Annotated in this window: 21 protein-coding genes and 1 rRNA gene; 20 read left to right on the forward strand and 2 right to left on the reverse strand. The window is 40.8% G+C overall.

All coding sequences use genetic code 11. The features are described 5' to 3' along the window. Positions 1–152: 152 nt before the first annotated feature. The 7 genes from rrf (at position 153) to AC1VU3_RS00035 (ending at position 6,292) form a co-directional block, all read left to right on the forward strand. Positions 153–268: ribosomal RNA gene (rrf, locus tag AC1VU3_RS00005) — 5S ribosomal RNA — on the forward strand. An 866-nt stretch (positions 269–1,134) separates the two neighbouring features. Continuing rightward, entirely contained in the window at positions 1,135–1,542 is a 408-nt protein-coding gene (locus AC1VU3_RS00010) for a hypothetical protein (protein ID WP_480388117.1), read from the forward strand. A 119-nt stretch (positions 1,543–1,661) separates the two neighbouring features. Continuing rightward, positions 1,662–2,036 carry a hypothetical protein gene (locus AC1VU3_RS00015; RefSeq protein ID WP_482982381.1) on the forward strand — a complete coding sequence of 125 codons (375 nt, stop codon included), beginning with the start codon at positions 1,662–1,664 and terminating at the stop codon, positions 2,034–2,036. A 288-nt stretch (positions 2,037–2,324) separates the two neighbouring features. Next, positions 2,325–2,549: a PF20097 family protein gene (locus tag AC1VU3_RS00020; protein ID WP_480388119.1), complete on the forward strand. Its 225-nt coding sequence runs from the start codon at positions 2,325–2,327 to the stop codon at positions 2,547–2,549. A gap of 96 nt (positions 2,550–2,645) precedes the next feature. Next, the gene (locus AC1VU3_RS00025) at positions 2,646–3,188 is read left to right on the forward strand and encodes a nucleoside/nucleotide kinase family protein (RefSeq protein ID WP_480388120.1); all 543 of its coding nucleotides are present in this window, start codon (positions 2,646–2,648) and stop codon (positions 3,186–3,188) included. A gap of 82 nt (positions 3,189–3,270) precedes the next feature. Continuing rightward, on the forward strand, positions 3,271–4,191 hold the full coding sequence (locus AC1VU3_RS00030) for an alpha/beta fold hydrolase (RefSeq protein WP_480388121.1): 921 nt from the start codon (positions 3,271–3,273) through the stop codon (positions 4,189–4,191). Positions 4,192–5,131: 940 nt separating this feature from the next. Next, on the forward strand, positions 5,132–6,292 hold the full coding sequence (locus AC1VU3_RS00035; protein WP_480388122.1) for an MFS transporter: 1,161 nt from the start codon (positions 5,132–5,134) through the stop codon (positions 6,290–6,292). 176 nt (positions 6,293–6,468) lie between these two features. On the opposite strand, the gene AC1VU3_RS00040 is transcribed toward AC1VU3_RS00035, so the two are convergent. Then, positions 6,469–7,002 (reverse strand): SF0329 family protein, encoded by a 534-nt coding sequence (locus AC1VU3_RS00040; RefSeq protein ID WP_480388123.1) that lies wholly within the window; start codon positions 7,000–7,002, stop codon positions 6,469–6,471. 271 nt (positions 7,003–7,273) lie between these two features. Further along, positions 7,274–7,750, reverse strand: a complete 477-nt coding sequence (locus AC1VU3_RS00045) for an NUDIX domain-containing protein (RefSeq protein WP_480388124.1) — start codon at positions 7,748–7,750, stop codon at positions 7,274–7,276. 117 nt (positions 7,751–7,867) lie between these two features. On the opposite strand from AC1VU3_RS00045, the gene AC1VU3_RS00050 reads away from it, so the two are divergent. The 13 genes from AC1VU3_RS00050 to pyrE all read left to right on the forward strand — a co-directional run bounded on the left by AC1VU3_RS00050 (position 7,868) and on the right by pyrE (position 22,358). Then, positions 7,868–8,899 carry an aldo/keto reductase gene (locus AC1VU3_RS00050; RefSeq protein WP_480388125.1) on the forward strand — a complete coding sequence of 344 codons (1,032 nt, stop codon included), beginning with the start codon at positions 7,868–7,870 and terminating at the stop codon, positions 8,897–8,899. A gap of 141 nt (positions 8,900–9,040) precedes the next feature. Next, positions 9,041–9,526 (forward strand): signal peptidase II, encoded by a 486-nt coding sequence (lspA, locus tag AC1VU3_RS00055; protein ID WP_480388126.1) that lies wholly within the window; start codon positions 9,041–9,043, stop codon positions 9,524–9,526. Next, complete coding sequence (locus AC1VU3_RS00060; RefSeq protein WP_480388127.1) at positions 9,526–10,452, forward strand: RluA family pseudouridine synthase; 927 nt, start codon at positions 9,526–9,528, stop codon at positions 10,450–10,452. Before lspA ends, AC1VU3_RS00060 begins: the two co-directional genes overlap by 1 nt. Positions 10,453–10,650: 198 nt before the next feature. Continuing rightward, positions 10,651–11,187: a bifunctional pyr operon transcriptional regulator/uracil phosphoribosyltransferase PyrR gene (gene pyrR, locus AC1VU3_RS00065; RefSeq protein ID WP_480388128.1), complete on the forward strand. Its 537-nt coding sequence runs from the start codon at positions 10,651–10,653 to the stop codon at positions 11,185–11,187. A 23-nt stretch (positions 11,188–11,210) separates the two neighbouring features. Continuing rightward, complete coding sequence (locus AC1VU3_RS00070) at positions 11,211–12,518, forward strand: solute carrier family 23 protein (RefSeq protein ID WP_480388129.1); 1,308 nt, start codon at positions 11,211–11,213, stop codon at positions 12,516–12,518. Positions 12,519–12,908: 390 nt separating this feature from the next. Then, positions 12,909–13,769, forward strand: a complete 861-nt coding sequence (locus AC1VU3_RS00075; RefSeq protein WP_482982632.1) for an aspartate carbamoyltransferase catalytic subunit — start codon at positions 12,909–12,911, stop codon at positions 13,767–13,769. A gap of 1 nt (position 13,770) precedes the next feature. After that, a complete protein-coding gene (locus AC1VU3_RS00080; RefSeq protein WP_482982382.1) occupies positions 13,771–15,051 on the forward strand; it encodes a dihydroorotase in 1,281 nt (426 codons plus the stop codon). Continuing rightward, entirely contained in the window at positions 15,048–16,148 is a 1,101-nt protein-coding gene (locus AC1VU3_RS00085; RefSeq protein WP_482982383.1) for a carbamoyl phosphate synthase small subunit, read from the forward strand. The genes AC1VU3_RS00080 and AC1VU3_RS00085 overlap by 4 nt, the downstream gene beginning before the upstream one ends. Beyond that, on the forward strand, positions 16,141–19,338 hold the full coding sequence (gene carB / locus AC1VU3_RS00090; protein ID WP_482982384.1) for a carbamoyl-phosphate synthase large subunit: 3,198 nt from the start codon (positions 16,141–16,143) through the stop codon (positions 19,336–19,338). The genes AC1VU3_RS00085 and carB overlap by 8 nt, the downstream gene beginning before the upstream one ends. Further along, complete coding sequence (locus AC1VU3_RS00095; RefSeq protein WP_482982385.1) at positions 19,335–20,111, forward strand: dihydroorotate dehydrogenase electron transfer subunit; 777 nt, start codon at positions 19,335–19,337, stop codon at positions 20,109–20,111. Before carB ends, AC1VU3_RS00095 begins: the two co-directional genes overlap by 4 nt. Next, positions 20,108–21,022 (forward strand): dihydroorotate dehydrogenase, encoded by a 915-nt coding sequence (locus AC1VU3_RS00100; protein WP_482982386.1) that lies wholly within the window; start codon positions 20,108–20,110, stop codon positions 21,020–21,022. Before AC1VU3_RS00095 ends, AC1VU3_RS00100 begins: the two co-directional genes overlap by 4 nt. Beyond that, on the forward strand, positions 21,019–21,729 hold the full coding sequence (gene pyrF / locus AC1VU3_RS00105) for an orotidine-5'-phosphate decarboxylase (protein WP_482982387.1): 711 nt from the start codon (positions 21,019–21,021) through the stop codon (positions 21,727–21,729). The genes AC1VU3_RS00100 and pyrF overlap by 4 nt, the downstream gene beginning before the upstream one ends. Beyond that, positions 21,726–22,358 carry an orotate phosphoribosyltransferase gene (gene pyrE / locus AC1VU3_RS00110; protein ID WP_482982388.1) on the forward strand — a complete coding sequence of 211 codons (633 nt, stop codon included), beginning with the start codon at positions 21,726–21,728 and terminating at the stop codon, positions 22,356–22,358. The genes pyrF and pyrE overlap by 4 nt, the downstream gene beginning before the upstream one ends. Positions 22,359–22,370: the final 12 nt, after the last annotated feature.

Consider the following 22,370-nt stretch of genomic DNA (forward strand, 5'->3'; position numbering starts at 1 on the left):
GTTCGGGGTGGAAGCATGGCGACATGTGCAGCTGACGAATACTAATCGATCGAGGACTTAACCAATTTGTTTGTTTCTGATGTCCTTTATCCAGTTTTGAGTGAACAACTCATTGAGGGTTTCAATGCGCCTCGTATTGAAAGCCGAAGCAGTCTAGTGATGATGGCGAAGAGGTCACACCCGTTCCCATACCGAACACGGAAGTTAAGCTCTTCAGCGCCGATGGTAGTTGGGGGTCTCCCCCTGTGAGAGTAGGACGTCGCTAGGCAACAGAAAGGCCTTCACCGAGTAAATCGGTGAAGGCCTTTTTTATTGACAGGCAGGCAACCTTCGTGAAGGACCATCTATCAGACAATGGATTTACTCTCGTTCGTACCAGACCTTCAATAGAAGTGCCCCGAAGCCTTTTCTAGTTTAATCCTCATTCTTAGTAAATAAACCTTCCAGTGGTTCCCAAGGATGTACTGTATCCTCAAACTTTTCTTCCGATACAGGAGGGGCGTTTTTGGCAATTTCTTTTGCTTCTTGTATCTCTCAACCTCTACAATAACCAACCCCCAAGTGTGGTCCATGATTTATTCCCAATGTGGTTTCCGATTTAACCATGCTTTTCCTCCCTATTTCGCATTCACTATGCCTTTCTCACCATCTCTATAGTTTAATTATAATGCAAATTTAATTTACAAATAAGTATTATAATTCTGTAAAATTACGAATCATTAAATGGATGTTTATGTTAAAATAGGTGTAGATTTCGTGATTACATAAAGAGTACGTGATATCTTTTGTCTATAGAGATCTACCTATATTTTGGATAATAGACATTCAAGTTATGGCTACCCCACATATTCCTTCTTTGATAAAGGTACCAATTAATAAGTACCATCATTTTTTAAAATTATGGATATTAAATTTAAAATATTATTTAAGAGGTAATGAAGAGGCGAAAAATAATATTGTAAAACTAGCAAAACGAACACTAAACAGAGAAGTTGAAAATAAAGATATTCCTTAACTAATGTCCCAGATATTACATGAAATAAAAGTAAATATAGAGCCAGAATTACATAATTTTATTGAGAAATGTGAAGCTGAGTTATTTAAAAGCAGGTAAATATAAAAAGGACGAAAGTTATGAATAAATTAGTAGTGTGGGTGTGTTTATCATTCATTTTAGTTGGTTGTAACGTTGAGCATAAAGATAAAGAAAATATGAGAATACAAGATTATCTTATTACTCTTGAAGACGAATCCAACTCAAACGTAACTGAGTTAAGTTACTCTTTCACCATAGGCCAGATAGGCAAGAATGAAGTGCTGGAAGAAGATATTGAAGTAGTAGCTAGCAATTGGCTAGATCAAAGAAAGATTAATAGTGAATTAACTGAGTTTACTAAGGAAGATGGCAATATTTATATAAAAGGCTTTATAACATTTGATACTGTCGGATATAGTAAGCAAGAACTTGCTGTATATGAACCATTAATAATAGGCGTGAATGTTAATATGAATGAAGAGTTAGTTTTATTAGAAATTAACTAAAACGGCAGGCTAGTTCAGTAAAATGTTAACTTGGAATTGCTTGAAGTAGTAATATGACGAGTTATTCTAGTATTTCATCGAATTTTTTAAAGTCATAAATGAGAAATGAGAGTGAAAAATTGAAAACTCGACCAAAAATGTGGGTTGTTATTATATTTACTATAATGCTTCTTGCTGCATGTCAACAAGGAACAGAAGAACCCGAAATTAGAATAACCCATTCTTCTGAACAATTACCCACTATTTCATTTGGAGATCTGTATAACGAAGAAAAGGAAGAAATTGTAGAGAGAGTCAGGGATTATATGGTAGGTAAAAAATTTAGTGAGTTACCCTCCATTAGTCATAGTGAAATCATACAAATTGAATCTATAAACTTTGAATCTGATGAATTTGAGGTTTATGACTACATTTTAGATGAGAATGGATACATTATTTCCGAGTACGATATCGCCCCAGTCGTCCCAAGAGTTGGAGAAAATGGAATCGTTTAATTACAATTCGAGCAAACTCATGATTTTGGGAGATATACGGATTATGCAATAGACGGAAACCTTATACATTGTTTGTTAATTAGAACGAAAATTAATAACAGTAATTTTGCATTCGCTACACTTGTGTTAAAAGATAGTAACTAATTGTCTACGAATGAATTTTCATATGCATGCTACTCAAATAACGGGTACGGAGTAGGTTAGCGGAAGAAGGATTTATGGGATGGTTAAGAGAATACATAACAATGATGTTATTATATAGAAAGTGTACAGTAAGGAGGGATGCTTTTGAATGAATGTCCTAACTGCGGCAGTGAAATGAAAAAAGGGTATATACAGAGTGGTACTAGACTTGCTTGGGTACCAAAAGTATCTAAGTTGAGTATTGAACCCAGGTTGAATAAAGAATCAGTTCTATTATCGAATCAAAGTCGCTTTTCAATTAATTATGTAGATGCTTATCTATGTGAGGGTTGTAAAAAAGTCCTTATAGATTATTCCAATGAAGAATAGAATTTATGAACTAGACTGCTTTAAGAGTGGTCTTTTTTCATATGTTGCTTAAGGAGCAGGTTAGCGGACGAAGAAATTCGAAACTTGGAGGATTTTATGAAAAAGAAATTTCCGTTTGTGATTTCAATTGCTGCTGTCTCGGGTGGGGGCAAAACTACAATAACCTCTTACCTAAAAGGGCAGTTGCAAAATAGTAAAACAATATCTTTTGATGATTATGATTTTGATGGTCCTGATAACATTATAGAATGGATTGATAATGGATGTAATCCTGATGAATGGGACTTATCGCCACTAATTAGAGATATAAAGAAGTTAGTTAATGAACCATTGGATTACATAATTTTAGATTTTCCATTTGCTTATTTACATACTAACACAAGAGAATTTATTGATTTTGCAGTGTTTATTGATACTCCATTGGATATTGCAATGGCACGGAGAATAATGCGAGATTTTAAAAATAGTTCTGCCGAGGATATAAAGCTGGATCTAGAAAACTACATTCTTAGAGGAAGGCGGGGGTATCTGGATATGTTAAATACGACAAAACCGAACTCTGACCTCATTGTAGATGGGACCCTATCTAAATCTGAGATTGCAAGTTTTATCGTCCGAAATATAGCGACAATAGAGTAATTCTAAGGTAAAAGTAAATTAACCAGGTAAAAGGAACGTTGATTTCAACAGGACTAATATATCAATAATTAATATGCAAAGGGTGATTAATATTAATGAATTCTTAACAATTAATCATAATAAAATGGAAATTCTTCGAAAAGGAAGAAATGGTACACCAATAATTATCCTTACAGGGATGGGTTGCTCATTTGATGAGTGGTACGATGTGATAGACCCATTAAGTAAATCAAATCGAGTAATAATGTTTAATAGACCTGGACTTGGTAATAGTGAAATTCGGAATGAAGTCCGTAATACACAGGCGGTCGTAAACGAAATAAATGAGTTGATGCTTTTACTTGAAATATTTGAACCCGTATTATTAGTTGGCCATTCCTATGGTGGTTTATGTGCCCAGCATTTTGTGAAAGAGCATCCTAAAAAGGTGGCGGGAATAGTTTTAGTAGATTCAACTTCTGTTGATTTAAAGGTCTTAGACGAGTTGGATACACCAGTGTTGAATGAAGGTTCAACCGATGAGATTTGGATGGAAAAATGTGCTTCTTATTCTCTTATGAATCAGGAAGAATTAAGAGAAATCATTAATCCTACTCTTTCAATAAAACAAAAACAACTCCCTTTTGATGTACAACAACGATTAATAAAATTCCAGATAAATCCTTTGCTATACAAAGCAATGCATTCTGAAATTAGCAATTGGAAGGTGGACGCAGATACCATAAAGAACTTAGGTGAATTTCCTAATGTACCTTTAATGGTAATTGGGCGAGATAAAGAACATAATATTAGGTTGGGAATTGAGGATGGTTTACCAGAGTCGGAGTTAAGGTTATTTGAAGAAAAGTGGCAAGAACTAATTATGAACCAAGTTAATCTTTCTCAAAATAGTAAATTGATATTAGCACAAGAGGCAAGTCATTCAATACATATTGATAGACCAGATATTATTATTGAATCAATAAGTTGGATGATCAAAGAAAATAATTCCTTCTTCAGCTAACAGGGGCTTTGAATCAAGATCATGGGTAGCTTAGACGACTTTTTTCTTAAGGGGATATTGGGGGGGATCAATGAAGATGGTTGCGATTAGGTTTTATGTTCTTGCTTTTCTACTTTACTTCATGAGTTTTCTTGGGGGCTTCTCAATAGGATTATATATATTATTACCTACGATTTTTGTATTGTTAATTGGAATAGCAGTGAATCTTGGATTATATAAAAAACAGAAATATTATGTAGTTCCATTAATCACATCAATCGTGATATGCGGTATAACGTATCCTTTATGGTATTACTTGGTTCATAATGTGGATGACGCTTATATCTTCTTTCCTTTTATCTTTTTCGTATAATACATGAAACAGTATGAAGGTTGAGCATACCGTGGAGGGTCTAGAAGATTTACACTCTTACTTAAAAATGGAGATGGTGATTAAATGTTAGTTAAGGGGTATAAAGTCAGTTTGCCTAAAGCTTATTGGGTATTATTAATTCCTATATCATTAGGGATAAGTTATTATAATATTTTTTTTGATTGGCAACTGCAATATTACGGATTAAACGAAGTCGAAGATTTTGGCATATATGTATTTGTCTTAGTTCTAAGTATTTGCCGAAGTTTTATTTACATTTTACTAATTAGGCTTGGAATGTCTTTATTAAAATATTTATTTAGAAACCAAGAGGGGAATGCTTCGTCATAATGGATTTTTCTATTGGGTGAAGTAACCTCATTCAGCTGACGGGGTGCTTTACTTCAAGAAGGAGTAAAGCTTTTTTTCTAATCGAACATATTCTATTTTTCTTTATAGAATACCGGATTAGGCATTTAGTATATAACGGTTAATCCAAGAGAAATTAATGCCTTTTTATATTGAATTACTTATGGAAGTAACGACTCTAAAAAATATACATATAATAATTGCAAATTGGGGGGTGTAATGGATTTGCAAGGGAGAGCCAGTTTGATTGTTGGTTGGATAACCTTGTTTCTAATGGGTACAGATTTATTTGTAGTATCTCCGTTACTACCTTTCATTTCGGAAGCTTATAGTGTTAGTTCAGCGATGACAGGATGGATGGTAACTGTTTTTGCTATAACCTATGCTATTGCAACACCTTTCTTTGGTTGGGCTTCAGATAAAAATGGAAGAGGAGTTTTTATTACCTTTGGGTTAATGTTATTTTCCTTCTCTAATATCTTAACTGCTTTTTCTCCTTCTTTTACTTGGTTAATTATTAGTCGTATTTTAGCTGGCTTGGCGGTTGCTGCCATCACTCCTGTGATTTATGCAATCATCGGGGATATTGCACCATCTAATCGAAGAGGAACTTGGCTTTCTATTGTGATTTCAGGACATTTAACAGCTCTTTGGGCAGGAGCACCAATCGGTACGTTACTAGAGAATTTTCTTGGATGGCGTTCAGTTTTTGTTGTAATGGCTGTTATAGGAACTTTATTGGTGGTAGTGAATTATAAAACATGGAAATGTGTTCCTAAGAATGATTTAACAAGGAATCTATTAGAAGGAAATTTGCTGAGAATCCTCGGTTCGGTAAGTGTTACCACCTTTTGGGCAATTTCGATGTATACTCTTTATGTTTACTTAGGTGCGGCTCTTTATTCCGAAAATAGATTCATATCATCAGAAATCGCATTAGCTGTTACTTTTTATGGGATTGGTGCTGTTTTAGGAAGTCTTATAAGTGGACAATTCACAGACAGGTTTGGGGAAAAGAAATTTTCTAAAGCTACGTTAGTTTTATTAACCCTTATACTCGTTTGTTTAGGAATCTTCTTCTCAACTGGGGGTTGGATTTATTTCATTTTGTTCATATGGGCTTTGGTTGGGTATGCAGGATTTACATCCTATCAAGCACGATTAACAGTTGAATATCCCAAAGAACGGGGAATGGTTATGGCGTGGAATAATACGGCTCTATATATTGGCATTACCATCGGTTCAATCATTGGTGGTTATGTGATATCTAATTGGGGTTATCCTTTCCTACCATATGTTTGTAGCATTTCAGCATTTATTTGTTTTGTCCTTAGTAACCAAAAGGTCCCAGAAACAAAAAAGAGAAAAATGATAATGTGAAAAATTGTACTTTAACGAACGGGTACTTTACTTCAAGAAGGGAAACTCATAAGAAGGTTACACACTTACTAAATTCAAAGTCCTTTCTCCCTGAAGAATATGTTTTCAACAAGGTTCTTCAAGATAGTTTAGGTGTGTTTCCTGATAAGTATGCTATTTCATTATGACATGGTTTCTCAAATGCAGCTTCTTACATTTTCTGCTTCACAGCGCAGTTTAAAAAAGTCTTGGACTAACGGATGTTCACTTGCAATTGTGTCGTTCATTTTCATTAATGTTCGTTTCCCAATACGACGATCCAACAGGCATAATATTTTCATTAAACTATCGGATGAGCGTAAACAATCTTCTATAGACGTGTTGAAATATTTTTCTAAAGTAGAAAAGAAATCATATTGTGCATAGATGGCTTCGTTCTTAAGTATTTGATGTGCCTTATCTTGAATGGCACGGTTATTAGATACATCATCAAAATTAAAGTCGTCTAATTCTTTTCTTATAGCTCTACCTCTGTAATATTCTTCTCTCTCCACAGTGATTGTGCACATATTTAACTTTTCTACTTTGTCCACAGTAATGATAGCTCTACCTAGCTGGTCGTGTGCACGTCTATAATTAATGACATGAAAGTCCACTCTTGAACGTAAGGATTCGCAAGTGAAGCTTTTTAATTGTTTTTTAGCTTTGCTCCATTTTGGACTATATAACAAATAAATACCTCCCAAGGTCAACTTATATGAAGGATAATCAAACACATTTTCAAACGATTTATCATGAAAATGGAATAGTTTGAAACAATTTAATCGTAAGAATTAACGTGGACAGAGTACCTGCGGACATTAAGGTAATAATTCTTCTATTGTCCTGGTCCTTCGAAGACTTTCCGAGTTCCTGAGACACTGTGCTCCATATAACGATAGAAGCGATTGACACTATCAAGATTAACATCATATGACGACCTTTCCACAAGCATTTTTCCTTTTAGCGAACCTTCATTGCATCCTCTATAATCTCTAGTATTAATTCGTGATCATCTACTACTTGAATCACTTCCGATGGCTCTACCCATATGCGTGTCTTTGCCTCAAATTCTCTAAGGAAAGGTAGGCACTCTGTAATGTCCACTCGGTAAAATGCCTGATAGGCAACCTTTGGATATTTACCATTGTAAGTTGGGTTTTCTTCATGGCTCACTTCAATACAGCCTAAGTAAGTAGCTGTCCCTCGTACATACGCTTCTTCGTAAATTTCTCTGTGTAATGTTTCTTCTGGTGTCTCGTTATTTTCTAGATGACCACCAGGAGAATTAAAGCCCCTGCCTTCAATATGACTTAACAGGATTTTACCGTCCAATACACAAATACCGTGCACACTTGTAACAATTCTATCTTCTGTCAGAACCAATTCAGGCTTCCAAGTAAGTCTGACTGTATTTTCTCCCCATTTCACATACACCATGCCGTTCCCTCCGTCTCTATAGGTTAATTATACCATGGGCTTTATTTGCATATAAGTCTTATAATTCTATAAATTACAAGCTAAGATAGCATTTATAAAAGAAAAGGGGTGCATGGTTTGATTAGTGGGTCAGCGAATGTAGCGCAAACTGTTCGATATCTTCAACAACATTATGTGGAAATGAAGAGGCTGCCGATGTTTTGTACGTCTCCTATAGCTATTGGAACGCATCTTGGGGAAATGAATGACGAGGATTCAAGGCTATATAAAGAGGCATTAACATACGGATTACGAAATGGGATAAATTTTGTGGATACTGCCTTAAATTATCGTGGAAAGAGATCGGAAAGAGATATTGGGCAGGTTTTGAAAAAAATAATCGTAGAAGATCAAGTGTTGAAAAGGGAAGAGATTATTCTATCTACCAAGGCAGGCCTAATACCAGGTGATATTGACGCCAAATTGGTGCCTACCGAGTATTTAAAGCAAGTCCTTCTAAAGGAAAAGATCATCCAGGAGAAGGATATTCACGTAATGGGTACCAGTAAGCATGTGTTGGAGCCAAGCTATTTTCAATTTGCCATAGAGGAGAGTAGAAGGAATGTGCATGTAGAAACGCTAGATATCTATTACCTTCATAATCCGGAAATTTCGTTGGAGGTAATTGGGGAGACAAAGTTCTATCAAAAGTTAGAGAAGCTGTTTCAATTTTTCGAGGAGCAGGTGGAGAAGGAAAAGATTAGATACTATGGGTTGGCAACGTGGCATGGATTTTTGCGAAATCCTCAGGATGCAGGTTATCTCTCGTTAGAGAAAGTGGTTCAAACGGCGGAACTAGTGGCAGGGGAGCAGCACCATTTTAGGTTCATTCAGTTTCCCTTTAATTTTTCGATGCAAGAGGGAAAATCGCTGTTCAATCAAACAGTTAGTGCACAGAAATGCTCTTTATTAAAAGCAGCTGAAATGCTTCAAATTCATGTGACAACGAGTGCACCCTTCAACTTAGGGAAAGCCTTTGATGATGGAATGGATGCGCGGCAAACATTAAGAAGCATACTTGAAAATAAAAAAGTAAGTGCGGTCATGGTTGGAATGAAACGAAAAGAGCATGTAAGAGAGAACATGGAGGCAATAAGAAGGGGCGAATAAATTCTCCTATGATACTTTTTTACGAACTTCCCCTATGTATGGTAAACTAGAATAGATTGTTAAATTTGAGTCTTGTTAGAGCGCTCTGACTTATATAAAGCAAAATTATAGACAATGTGAACAATTATCGGGGGAATTACTGTGTGGAAATTTTATGGGCTTGCAGCGTTTGTCATTCTACTGGACCAATGGACGAAATGGCTGGTAGTAAAAAACATGGAGCTAGGAGAACGGATTATTCTGTGGGATCCTTATTTTGCGCTCCTCTCACATAGAAATCGTGGAGCAGCGTGGGGAATATTACAGGGGCAAATGGCATTGTTTGCTGTTATCACCGTTGTGGTGGTTGCTGCGATTATTTATTATTTCCATAAGGAAGCAAAGGGTAAACCTTTCTTTCAAACAGGGTTGATGCTTATCTTAGGCGGAGCTATAGGGAATTTTATTGACCGCATGTGGAGAGGCGAGGTAGTGGATTTTGCAGATGTATTAATCCCTATCATCAACTATGATTTCCCGATTTTTAATATTGCAGATGCTGCATTAACTTTTGGGGTAATATTTATTATCTTGTTCATCCTAAAAGAGGAACGTATTGAACGAGCAGAAAAGAAAAAGGTGAAATAATGGAAGAACAAACGTATGTAATAGAAAAGGAATTAGAAAAAGAAAGAATTGATAAGGCAATCGCGTCCTTCGAAACAGATTGGTCTCGTACGCAGATTCAAAACTTCATTAAAGAAGGCCATGTTCTGGTGAATAATGAGCCTGCCAAGTCTAATTATAAGGTAAAGGAGGGAGACGTGATTGTTGTATCTCCTCCAGAGTCCGTGCCATTAGATATCGTAGCTGAAAACTTGAACCTGGAGATTATCTATGAGGACGAGGACGTTGTCGTAGTTTACAAGCCAAGAGGAATGGTTGTGCACCCTGCTCCTGGTCATACTTCTGGGACATTAGTAAATGGGTTGATGTATCAAATTAAAGACCTATCTGGTATTAATGGCGTTATGCGCCCTGGTATTGTGCATCGTATCGATAAAGACACGTCTGGTTTATTGATGGTCGCAAAAAACGATGTGGCTCATGTATCGTTAGTGGATCAACTGGTGAAAAAGACCGTAACTCGTAAGTATACTGCTCTTGTTCATGGACACATTGCTCATGATAAGGGAACGATTGATGCGCCAATCGGCCGTGACAAAAAGGATCGTCAAAGTATGGGTGTTGTAGATAATGGCAAGCATGCAGTCACTCATTTTAGAGTGCTGGAGCGCTTCCAAAAGTACACGCTTGTGGAATGTCAGCTAGAGACTGGTAGAACCCATCAAATTCGTGTGCACATGAAGTATATTGGATTCCCGCTTGCTGGAGATCCAAAGTATGGTCCGAAGAAAACAATAGATTTCAATGGACAAGTGCTACATGCTGGAGTGCTTGGTTTTATTCAGCCAAGAACAGGTGAATATCTAGAGTTTTCATATCCGCTGCCGGAAGATTTTCAACATTTATTGGATGATTTACGAAAAACGTCATTGCATAATGAGGATTAATCCTTTATACTGTTAAAAAAGTAAATAGCTTCACCTTTAATAACAGTCCAGAGAGGCTGAGAAGGTACAATGTGAACGTGACTCACTATCAATCTGCGGATTTATAGGAATCACTCTAATTTCTTGCGCACATACAACCTCTTGGGCTTCTCTAGCTCAAGAGGTTTTTTATTTACACGAAAAGGAGGTCAGGTTCACATGGAAGAAAAGGCAAGCATATTAGATGAGCAATCCATAAGTAGGGCACTAACAAGGATTGCGCATGAAATAATCGAGCGAAACAAAGGAATTGAAGATTGTATCCTTGTTGGAATCAAAACGAGGGGTGCTTTCCTAGCAAAGAGGCTTGCGGAAAGAATCGAGCGAATTGAAGGCAAGGCCATTAAAACAGGGGAGCTCGATATTACCTTATATCGAGATGATCTTTCTCTGAAAAATGGCTCGGAGCCGTTAGTGCAGCAGGTAGATATCACGCATGATGTGACAGATAAAAAAGTCGTGCTGGTGGATGATGTGTTATACACCGGTAGAACGGTGAGGGCAGCAATGGATGCAGTGATGGATCTAGGAAGACCTGCACAAATTCAGCTTGCGGTTCTAATAGATAGAGGGCATCGCGAGCTACCAATACGAGCAGATTATGTTGGGAAAAACATTCCAACCTCTAGTAATGAAAGAATCGTCGTAAAGGTAGTAGAAGCAGATCAGCAGGATGCTGTCACAATTTACGAATAAACAAATGAAGGTAGGGACTCCCCATGTCAAATGCGATTTTAGATGTTCATGAAAAACCATCAAAAGGACAATTAATCACCCTGAGCTTTCAGCATATGTTTGCAATGTTCGGATCCACTATTCTGGTTCCGCAGTTAGTAGGGTTAAGCCCGGCAATTGCGCTATTAACAAGTGGGATAGCAACGATTATTTTTCTACTAATCACCAAGTTTCAAGTCCCAGCTTATTTAGGCTCGTCCTTTGCGTTTATTACTCCAATCATTTATGTAGCTGGTATAGATCAAGCGGGGATGTCTGTAAATCCCGGAAATGCCATGATTGGTGCCATGATGGTCGGATTGGTGTATGGGATTGTGTCACTGGTTATATGGAAAAGTGGCTACAACTGGATTATGAAGCTACTACCAGCTATCGTGGTTGGCCCAGTAATCATGGTAATCGGGCTAGGCCTTGCTGGAGTAGCAGTGGATATGGCGATGAACATTCCAGTAGGAGATGCAGGAGAAAAGGCGTATAGCTTCCTTCATTTCTCAGCAGCGTTAGTTACCTTGTTCACAGCGATTATCTGCACCATCTACTTTAAAAATATTATTAGTACAATGCCTATTTTAATAGGGTTGGTAGTTGGATATATTTACTCTATCATCATTGGAATCGTAAACTTTGACCCAATCAAGGAAACTGGCTGGTTTGCAATGCCAGACTTCTTGATTCCAGGTATAGACTATGAGTTTCAGATAACTTCTACTATATTACTAGCAATGGTGCCGGTGGTTATTGTGACAATTTCAGAGCATATCGGACATCAGCTTGTTCTTGGAAAAGTAGTAGAAAAAGATTATATAAAAGAGCCTGGTTTACATAGATCTCTATTAGGAGATGGGCTTGGAACATTTGTAAGTGCCCTGATCGGTGGTCCGCCGAAAACGACCTACGGCGAAAACATCGGTGTGCTAGCAATTACTCGAGTGTACAGTGTCTATGTCATTCTTGGTGCAGCGGTTGTAGCGATTCTCCTATCATTCATGGGAAAAGTGATGGCAGTCATCACGACGATTCCAACAGCGGTTCTAGGTGGGGTTTCCATCCTGCTATTCGGAATTATCGCTTCTAGCGGATTGCGTATGCTGGTGGATGCAAAAGTAGACTTTGGAGATAGCCGTAATATGGTCATCGCTTCGGTTATCTTGGTAATCGGAATTGGCGGAGCGAAATTTGTAGTTAATGAAGCATTCAGTATCGAAGGAATGGCATTAGCTGCAATCATTGGTGTGATTTTAAATCTAATACTTCCTGGTAGAAAAAAAGAGCTGCCGGAGGAAATAAACTAAATAGCGTAACCTTTTAACAGTAGAACAGAGAGTCTGCGAAGGGTTTAAGAATAGGTAAAGAGTGTGCACGGGGAGCTACTCTACTTTGCCTATGCTTTCACGAACCTTCTCGACGACTCTCGAGGAGGTTTTTTTATAGCCTCTTTTTGCAAAAAGCTCCCCATTTGCTTGTCGGGGCAGACATAGGCGCTTACGCATTTCAATATGTCCAGCTTCAGCGCCTTGCCCCTCGAGGTCAAATGTGCCCCGACTGCGGTGGCTGAGGGACTGCCTCCTCGCCGGTCCCCATTTGCTTGTCGGGGCAGAGCAGGCGCTTGCGCATTTCAATAATGAGAGGTGGATTTTGTGGTGAATCTAGTTTCTGGAAGGCGTTTAACGGATCTTGTTTCGATGAAGGAATTGTCTGTGGAGCAGATGATGGATATTTTAAAGCAGGCACAGGCTTTTGAGGACGGTACATCTTCTTCACTAACAAGGAAATATCATGTGGCGAATTTATTTTTTGAGCCAAGTACAAGGACGAAGATGAGCTTTGAGATGGCGGAGAGAAGACTAGGTTTAGAGGTTGTACCATTTGATGCAGGTTTCTCCAGCACGCTGAAGGGTGAAACGCTATACGACACGGTGAAGGTTTTGGAGTCCATCGGCTTAGATGCTTTGGTTATTAGACACGAACAAAACGAGTTTTTTAAGGAACTCGTAGGGAAGGTTCGTCTGGCCATTATTAACGGAGGAGACGGAACTGGAAATCATCCCACTCAAAGTCTACTAGATATCTATACAATTTGGCAGGAGTATGGAACACTGCAGGATAAAGTAATCACGATTGTTGGAGATATTGCCCATAGCAGAGTGGCGAGGTCAAATGCAGATGCGCTAACAAGGCTAGGCGCCAAGGTACAATTTGTTTGCCCACCAGAATGGCAGGCGGAATTTAACGCAATTCATGATTTAGATAAAGTAATAGAAAGCACAGATGTCCTCATGCTTTTACGAGTACAGCATGAAAGACATGACGGAATCACGAGCTTTTCGAAAGAAATCTATCACGAAAATTATGGATTAACGGTAGATAGAGAGAAAAGAATGAAGGAGGGCGCAATCATCATGCACCCAGCACCTTTTAATAGAGGGGTAGAAATTGCAAGTGAGCTGGTGGAATGTGAACGCTCCAGAATCTTTAAGCAAATGAAAAACGGCGTATTTATTCGCATGGCAGTACTCGAAATGATAATGAAAGGGAGAGAATAACATGACAAAAATTATCCGTAATATCCAGCTACTAAACGATAAGGGAGAGCTAGAGTCTTCCAGTCTAGCAATCCAAAATGGCAAGATAGCTGGGATCGGGAAAGATATCCAGCTAGAGAATGCAAAGGAAATCGCCGGTAAAGGAATGTTATTATCTCCAGGGTTCATTGATGTGCACGTCCATTTACGGGAGCCGGGTGGCGAGCATAAGGAAACGATTGAAACAGGTACGAAGGCTGCTGCTAGAGGCGGCTATACAACAATCTGTGCAATGCCAAATACTAGACCAGTACCAGATACACCCGAGAACTTTCAAAAAGTATTGGACTTAGTGGAAAAGAATGCACTAGTACGAGTGCTACCGTACGGGTCTATCACGATTCGCCAGGCTGGAAAAGAAAGAACAGACATCGCAGCGTTGAAGGAGTTAGGAGTTTTTGCTTTAACAGACGATGGGGTAGGGGTTCAACAGGCTGGTACGATGTTAGAGGCAATGGAGGAAGCGGCAAGATTACAAATCCCAATTGTTGCACACTGTGAAGACAATACGTTGATCTATGGTGGTGTGATGCATAAAGGGAAGCGAAATGAAGAGCTAGGACTAAAGGGAATTCCTTCTGTTTCAGAATCAGTACATATAGCAAGAGATATCCTTCTTGCTGAAGCAGCGGGCGCTCACTATCACGTATGCCATGTGAGTACGAAGGAATCGGTAAGAGTTATAAGAGACGCAAAAAAAGCAGGGATCCATGTAACAGCAGAGGTTAGTCCGCATCATCTTTTATTATGTGAGGACGACATTCCTTCGAATGATGCGAATTGGAAGATGAATCCTCCACTTCGGGCAAGAGAGGATATGCTTGCTCTTCGAGAGGGACTGCTAGACGGGACAATAGATTTTATTGCCACCGACCATGCACCACATACAGAGGAGGAAAAAGCGAACGCATTTGAAAAGGCTCCGTTTGGAATTGTCGGACTAGAGACAGCATTTCCACTTTTGTATACAAATTTTGTGCAAACTGGGGAGTGGACATTGAAGCAGCTGATCGATTACATGACGAAAAAGCCAGCAGATGTATTTGGTTTTCCGTATGGTCGATTAGAGGTAGGGGCACCGGCAGATTTAGTCTTAATAGATTTGAATAAAAAACAGGCAATTGATAAGGAAACTTTCTTATCAAAAGGGAAGAACACACCGTTCCATGAGTGGGACTGTACAGGTTGGCCACAGGTAACAATCTATAACGGAGAAATCGTATGGCAGGAGGAGCAGCTATGAAAACAAGATACTTAATTTTAGAGGATGGTACGGTATTTAAAGGGAATGCATTTGGAAGTGAAGAGGGGACAATGGGAGAGGTTATCTTCACGACAGCAATGACTGGTTATCAGGAATCTATCTCGGACCCATCTAACTGTAGCCAAATCCTTACATTCACTTATCCAATGGTAGGTAACTATGGGATCAACCCGGACGACTTTGAAGCTATCGATATCGGCTTGGCTGGGGTCGTGGTGAGAGAGCTAGCAGATACACCTTCGAATTTCCGAAAAGAAAGCACGTTACACGAGTTTCTTGCGCTCAAAAATATTCCTGGTATTGAAGGAATTGATACTCGTAAGCTTACACGCATCATTCGTAAGCATGGCTCTTTAAAGGGTTTATTAACGAGAGCTGGAGAAGAGGTAAATGTGGAAGAAACAGTTGCTTATCTAAAAGCAGCAGAGATTCCAAGAAATGTCGTACAGCAGGTTTCTATCACAAGACCGTATCCAAGTCCAGGTCGCGGGAAACGTGTCGTGCTAGTAGACTTTGGGATGAAGCATGGTATTTTACGAGAATTAAACAAGCGTGACTGTGACGTGATCGTCGTTCCTTATAACACATCCTCCAAGGAAATCTTAGCAATGCGCCCTGATGGTGTGATGCTGTCAAACGGACCTGGGGACCCAACAGATATCCCGGAAGCAATCCAAATGGTCAGAGAGCTAATTGGAGATGTGCCAATATTCGGAGTTTGCCTAGGTCACCAGCTGATTTCCCTAGCAAGTGGTGCAACGTCCTTCAAGCTGAAATTCGGACATCGTGGCGGGAACCACCCGGTGAAGGATTTAACAACAGGTAGAACAGAGCTGACTTCTCAAAACCATGGCTACGCAATTGATGCCGATTCTATCGCCAGCACGGATTTAGAAATAACACATATTGCCCTAAATGATGGAACGGTAGAGGGAGTTCGACATAAGAAGCACCCAGTGTTCTGTGTACAATTCCATCCAGAGGGCTCTTGTGGTCCAGAGGATTCCACGCATTTATTTGATCAATTTATCGAGCTAATGAATAAAGCGAGCAAAAAGGAGACTGCACATGCCTAAACGTACAGATATTGAAACTATTTTAGTTATCGGATCCGGTCCAATTGTCATCGGTCAAGCAGCAGAATTTGACTATGCAGGAACGCAAGCATGTATCTCTTTAAAGGAAGAGGGCTACCGAGTAATCCTTGTAAACTCAAATCCTGCGACAATCATGACAGATACAGAGATTGCAGACAAAGTATACATCGAGCCAATCACCCTGCAATTTGTGAGCAAAATTATTCGTAAAGAGCGTCCAGATGCTATCCTTCCAACACTAGGCGGGCAAACAGGATTGAACATGGCTATCCAGCTGCATGAATCAGGGATTCTAGACGAGCTGGGAATCGAGATTCTTGGGACGAAGCTAGATGCAATCCATCAAGCGGAGGATCGTGACCTGTTTCGTACGTTGATGAACGAATTAAATGAGCCAGTACCTGAGAGCGATATTATTCATAATCTTGAAGAAGCGAAGGCCTTTGTCAAGGAGGTCGGCTACCCAGTGATCGTCCGACCTGCATTCACACTTGGTGGAACTGGCGGAGGAATCTGCTACAACGATGCTGACTTACAGGAAATCGTGACAAGCGGATTGAAATACAGCCCGGTAACGCAATGTCTGTTAGAAAAATCGATCGCAGGCTTTAAGGAAATCGAATATGAGGTAATGCGTGACTCTGCGGATAACGCCATCGTCGTTTGTAACATGGAAAACGTGGACCCAGTGGGGATCCATACAGGGGATTCTATCGTAGTGGCTCCGACGCAGACATTATCGGACCGTGAAAACCAAATGCTTCGTAATGTATCGTTAAAAATCATTCGTGCGCTAAAGATTGAGGGTGGCTGTAACGTACAGCTGGCACTTGATCCGCATAGCTTTCAATATTACATCATTGAGGTGAATCCTCGTGTAAGCCGTTCTTCAGCTCTTGCTTCCAAAGCAACAGGCTATCCGATTGCGAAGCTTGCAGCGAAAATTGCAGTTGGTCTGACGCTAGATGAAATGATGAACCCGGTAACAGGGAAAACATATGCTTGCTTCGAGCCGGCACTAGATTACATTGTCGCAAAAATTCCAAGATGGCCATTTGATAAATTCGAATCAGCAAAACGTAACCTAGGAACGCAAATGAAAGCAACTGGTGAGGTTATGTCATTAGGACGCACATTTGAGGAAGCAATTCTAAAATCAGTTCGTTCACTCGAAACAGGACATTTCCACCTAGAAATGAAAAACAGCGAGGACATCACAGATGAGTGGATGAAAAAGCGTATCCGCCGAGCAGGAGATGAGCGTCTATTCTTTATCGGTGAGGCATTAAGACGAGGGGTAACCATTGAACAGATTCATGAATGGAGCCAAATCGATTTATTTTTCTTAAATAAATTACAAAATATCGTTCAGTACGAAAAAGTGATTCAAGAAAATCCGTTCGATCAAGAAGTTCTATATAAAGCGAAACGTATGGGCTTTGCAGACAAAACAATCGCAAAGTACTGGAACGTAAAAGAAATCGAAGTGTATAACTTCCGTAAAGAGCATGGCATTATTCCAGTCTACAAAATGGTAGACACTTGTGCGGGTGAATTCGAATCAGAAACTCCTTACTTCTATGGCACATACGAGGAAGAAAACGAGTCCATTAAAACAGATAAGCCTAGCGTAATCGTACTTGGCTCTGGTCCCATCCGAATTGGCCAAGGGGTAGAGTTCGACTATGCAACCGTACATTCTGTGTGGGCAATAAAAGAAGCGGGCTATGAGGCAATCATCATCAACAACAACCCAGAAACAGTTTCTACGGACTTCTCGATTTCTGACAAGCTATACTTCGAGCCGCTGACTGTGGAAGATGTGATGCATATTGTTGACCTAGAGCAGCCGGAGGGTGTAGTTGTTCAATTCGGTGGGCAAACAGCGATCAACCTGGCAGAGGCGTTAGAGGAAAGAGGCGTAAAAATCCTTGGAACGACACTGGAGGATATAGACAGAGCAGAAAACCGTAACAAGTTTGAAGCTGCTTTACATGAAATCGGCATTCCTCAGCCACTTGGAAAGACAGCGGTATCAGTAGAGGAAGCCGTAGAGATTGCAAACGAAATTGGCTATCCGGTGCTTGTTCGTCCGTCCTACGTGCTAGGCGGTCGTGCGATGCAAATTGTCTACAATGAGGATGAAATAAAACATTATATGGAGCATGCGGTAGACGCTAGTCCAGAGCACCCAGTTTTAATTGACCGCTACTTAACGGGAACGGAAGTAGAAGTGGATGCCATCTGTGACGGGGAACATGTGTTGATTCCAGGAATCATGGAGCATATCGAGCGTGCAGGGGTTCACTCTGGTGACTCTATCGCTGTATACCCACCGCAAAAGCTTTCTCAGGAGCATATTGACACGCTAGTAGACTATACGACGAGACTAGCTAAGGGCCTAAACATCGTAGGACTGATGAACATCCAATATGTCATCTCGAAGGATGAAGTATTCGTAATCGAGGTAAACCCTCGCTCTAGCCGTACTGTTCCGTTCCTAAGCAAAATAACCTCTATCCCGATGGCGAATATTGCAACGAAGGCAATTCTAGGTCAGTCCATTGTTGAGCAGGGCTACAAGCCAGGTCTAGCACCAAACAGCCCCGGAGTATATGTGAAAGTTCCGGTGTTCAGCTTTGCGAAGCTGCGCCGAGTGGACATCACGCTAGGTCCTGAGATGAAATCCACCGGAGAGGTTATGGGCAAGGACATTACATTAGAAAAAGCGTTATACAAAGGCTTAGTGGCAGCTGGCATGGAAATAAAAGACCATGGCTCTGTACTAATGACGATTTCTGATAAGGATAAGGAAGAGGCAATTGCCATTGCGAAGCGCTTCAATGATGTTGGCTTCCGAATCATTGCGACAAAGGGAACTGCAGAGGCAATCGAGAAAACAGGTATCCCTGTGGATGTAGTAGATAAAATCGGTGGTCGAGGCGCGACCTTATTAGATGTCATCCAAAAAGGAAAAGCACAGTTTGTCATCAACACATTGACGAAGGGGATGCAGCCTGAGCGTGACGGCTTCCGTATTCGAAGAGAGTCTGTAGAGAATGGAATCCCATGTCTAACTTCTCTAGACACTGCGGAAGCAATGCTGCGTGTAATCGAATCGATGACATTTTCTACAGATACAATGAAGAAGCAGGAGGTTCTCGTATGATCAGACAAGAAAAAATGGTTGTTGTAAGTCAAGAGCGGCTTGCAACAAACATTTATGAGCTTACCGTAAAGGGGCAGCTGGTGCAGGAAATGAAGGAGCCAGGTCAATTTGTCCATATACGAGTGTCTGATCAGATGGAGCCTTTATTACGAAGACCGATTAGTATTTGTTCGATTGACCGCACCGCTTCTACCTTTACGATGATTTACCGAGCGGAAGGACGAGGCACTACACTACTAGCAGAAAAGAAGGAGAGCGACCCAGTGGATGTGCTTGGTCCCCTCGGTAATGGCTTTCCAGTAGACAAAGTGGAAGCCGGTGAAAAGGTATTGCTAGTGGGAGGCGGCATAGGGGTTCCTCCTCTATATGAGCTATCAAAGAGATTAGTAGAAAAAGGAGCTAAGCCGATGCATGTGCTTGGCTTCCAATCAAAGGATATCGTGTTTTATGAGGAAAAATTTCAAGCGCTTGGAGAAACCCATGTCGTAACAGCAGATGGCAGCTACGGTCACAAAGGTTTTGTGACCAATGTTCTAGCAGAACTTGAGGATGACTTTACGAAGTATTTTAGCTGTGGCCCAACGCCAATGCTAGCGACTCTAGAGCAAATGCTTCCAGAGAAGGAAGGCTATCTATCGTTTGAAGAGCGCATGGGCTGTGGCATCGGGGCATGCTTTGCTTGTGTCTGCAAGACGACAGAGGAAGTAGAGGCAGATTACGTGAAGGTTTGCTCAGATGGGCCAGTTTTCAAGTCAGGAGTTGTGCAACTATGAGTAGATTAACCGTTGAATTACCAGGACTAAGTTTAAAAAATCCAATCATGCCTGCTTCCGGCTGCTTCGGGTTCGGCAAGGAATTCGCTAAGCTTTATGACCTTTCGCAGCTAGGAGCCATTATGATCAAGGCAACCACACTAGAAACTAGGCTCGGAAACCCGACTCCACGAGTAGCAGAAACGCCAGCAGGGATGTTAAATGCCATCGGGCTTCAAAATCCAGGCTTAGAAAAAGTAATGAGCAACGAATTACCTTGGCTAGAGCAGTATGATGTGCCAATCATCGCAAACGTTGCTGGGACACTGACAGAGGATTATGTGGCAGTAGCGGAGGAAATCTCCAAAGCGCCAAACGTGCATGCGTTGGAATTAAACATTTCTTGTCCAAACGTAAAGCTTGGAGGCATTACATTCGGTACCGATCCAGTAGTGGCAGAGGATCTCACGAGAGCAGTAAAGGCAGTATCCTCCGTGCCGGTTTATGTGAAGCTTTCTCCGAATGTCACAAATGTCGTGGAAATTGCCAAGGCAGTTGAAGCTGGTGGAGCAGATGGCATTACGATGATTAACACACTTTTAGGAATGCGATTGGATACAAAGACTGGCCGACCTGTTATCGCGAATGTTACTGGTGGACTATCAGGGCCAGCGATTAAGCCGGTTGCACTTCGCATGGTATATGATGTGGCAAAGCAAACGACTCTCCCAATCATCGGGATGGGCGGTATTTCTACGATTGATGATGTCATCGACTTTTTATCAGCTGGAGCAAGCGCGGTTGCAGTAGGTACGGCAAACTTTGTGGATCCTTTTGTTTGCCCAACCTTAATTGAACAATTACCTGCAAAGCTGGATGAGCTTGGTATAGAGTCAGTAGCGGAATTAGTAGGAAGGAGCCATCGATTATGAAATCAACCCCAATCATTGCTTTAGACTTCGCAACAGCGGAGGAGGTTTATCAATTTCTCACTCCGTTTCAAGAGCCTTTATTCGTAAAAGTAGGGATGGAGCTCTATTTACAGGAAGGTCCGTCGATTGTATATGCCTTAAAAGAAAAGGGGCATGACATTTTCCTAGATTTGAAGTTACATGATATTCCAAACACCGTCGAACAGGCAATGAAGGGACTTGCAAGACTTGGCGTAGACCTGATTAATGTGCATGTGGCTGGTGGCGAAACAATGATGTCACGAGCAAGAGAAGGCTTGGAGGCAGGAACGCCAGCAGGTAAAGAGAGACCGGCTATTATTGGTGTAACGCAGTTAACCTCGACTTCTGAAGAGCAGATGCAACAGGAGCAGCTAATACAGACGTCGCTAATGGATTCCGTTCTTCATTATGCAAAACTTTCGCAAAAGGCTGGGTTGGACGGGGTGGTTTGCTCCGTACTAGAAGCGCAGGCTATTGCTGAGAGCTGTGGAGAGGATTTCTTACGAGTAACACCAGGGATTCGCTTGCAGGAAGGAAACACACACGACCAAGCGCGAGTAGCTACACCGGCGAATGCTAAAGCTTTCGGCTCCACTCATATCGTAGTAGGGCGTGCAATCACACAAGCTGCTGATCCAGTAGCGAGCTACCAAACAATCTTGAACATGTGGGAGGAATCCAAATGACACTAGAAAAGAAAATAGCGGCTGCACTACTGGAGGTAGGAGCAGTAGAATTAAAGCCGAACGATTTGTTTACTTGGGCATCCGGTATTCAGTCACCGATCTATTGTGATAACCGTATCACGATGTCTTCTCCAGTAATTCGAAAGGAAATTGCAAAAGGATTAGCCGAGGCGATTCAAGCAAACTTTCCACATGTAGAGGCAGTAGCTGGCACAGCAACAGCTGGCATTCCCCATGCTGCATGGGTTAGTGATGTGCTAGATGTTCCGATGATGTATGTGCGCTCAAAGGCGAAGGAGCACGGTAGAGGCAATCAAATTGAAGGCAAGGTAGTCCCAGGTCAAAAGGTTGTAGTGATTGAGGATTTAATTTCCACAGGAGGCAGCAGCCTAGTGGCAGTAGAGGCCTTGAAGCAGGCTGGTCTTCAAGTGCTGGGGGTTGTATCTATTTTTACATATGGATTAGTGAAAGCAGAGAAGGCCTTCGACGAAGCAGGAATTAGTTATGTGAGCCTAACGAATTTCAACGCGCTCACGGAGGTGGCGCGTGAGAAGGGCTCTATTTCAGAAGAGGATCTACCAATGCTACTGAAATGGCATGAGGACTTGAAGAATGGATTGTTGAAATAAAAAATGGGCGTA

The sequence above is a fragment of the Psychrobacillus sp. Z16_25 genome, assembly GCF_056856695.1.

Bases quoted from the DNA above. Each gene is read 5' to 3' on its own strand.
- AC1VU3_RS00060 (WP_480388127.1), top strand. From the start codon at position 9,526: ATGGAAGAACAAACGTATGTAATAGAAAAGGAATTAGAAAAAGAAAGA.
- pyrF (WP_482982387.1), top strand. From the start codon at position 21,019: ATGAAATCAACCCCAATCATTGCTTTAGACTTCGCAACAGCGGAGGAG.
- AC1VU3_RS00035 (WP_480388122.1), top strand. From the start codon at position 5,132: ATGGATTTGCAAGGGAGAGCCAGTTTGATTGTTGGTTGGATAACCTTG.
- AC1VU3_RS00085 (WP_482982383.1), top strand. From the start codon at position 15,048: ATGAAAACAAGATACTTAATTTTAGAGGATGGTACGGTATTTAAAGGG.
- AC1VU3_RS00080 (WP_482982382.1), top strand. From the start codon at position 13,771: ATGACAAAAATTATCCGTAATATCCAGCTACTAAACGATAAGGGAGAG.
- AC1VU3_RS00095 (WP_482982385.1), top strand. From the start codon at position 19,335: ATGATCAGACAAGAAAAAATGGTTGTTGTAAGTCAAGAGCGGCTTGCA.
- AC1VU3_RS00010 (WP_480388117.1), top strand. From the start codon at position 1,135: ATGAATAAATTAGTAGTGTGGGTGTGTTTATCATTCATTTTAGTTGGT.
- carB (WP_482982384.1), top strand. From the start codon at position 16,141: ATGCCTAAACGTACAGATATTGAAACTATTTTAGTTATCGGATCCGGT.
- AC1VU3_RS00045 (WP_480388124.1), bottom strand. From the start codon at position 7,750: ATGGTGTATGTGAAATGGGGAGAAAATACAGTCAGACTTACTTGGAAG.
- AC1VU3_RS00070 (WP_480388129.1), top strand. From the start codon at position 11,211: ATGTCAAATGCGATTTTAGATGTTCATGAAAAACCATCAAAAGGACAA.
- pyrE (WP_482982388.1), top strand. From the start codon at position 21,726: ATGACACTAGAAAAGAAAATAGCGGCTGCACTACTGGAGGTAGGAGCA.
- AC1VU3_RS00075 (WP_482982632.1), top strand. From the start codon at position 12,909: ATGAAGGAATTGTCTGTGGAGCAGATGATGGATATTTTAAAGCAGGCA.
- pyrR (WP_480388128.1), top strand. From the start codon at position 10,651: ATGGAAGAAAAGGCAAGCATATTAGATGAGCAATCCATAAGTAGGGCA.
- AC1VU3_RS00100 (WP_482982386.1), top strand. From the start codon at position 20,108: ATGAGTAGATTAACCGTTGAATTACCAGGACTAAGTTTAAAAAATCCA.
- AC1VU3_RS00025 (WP_480388120.1), top strand. From the start codon at position 2,646: ATGAAAAAGAAATTTCCGTTTGTGATTTCAATTGCTGCTGTCTCGGGT.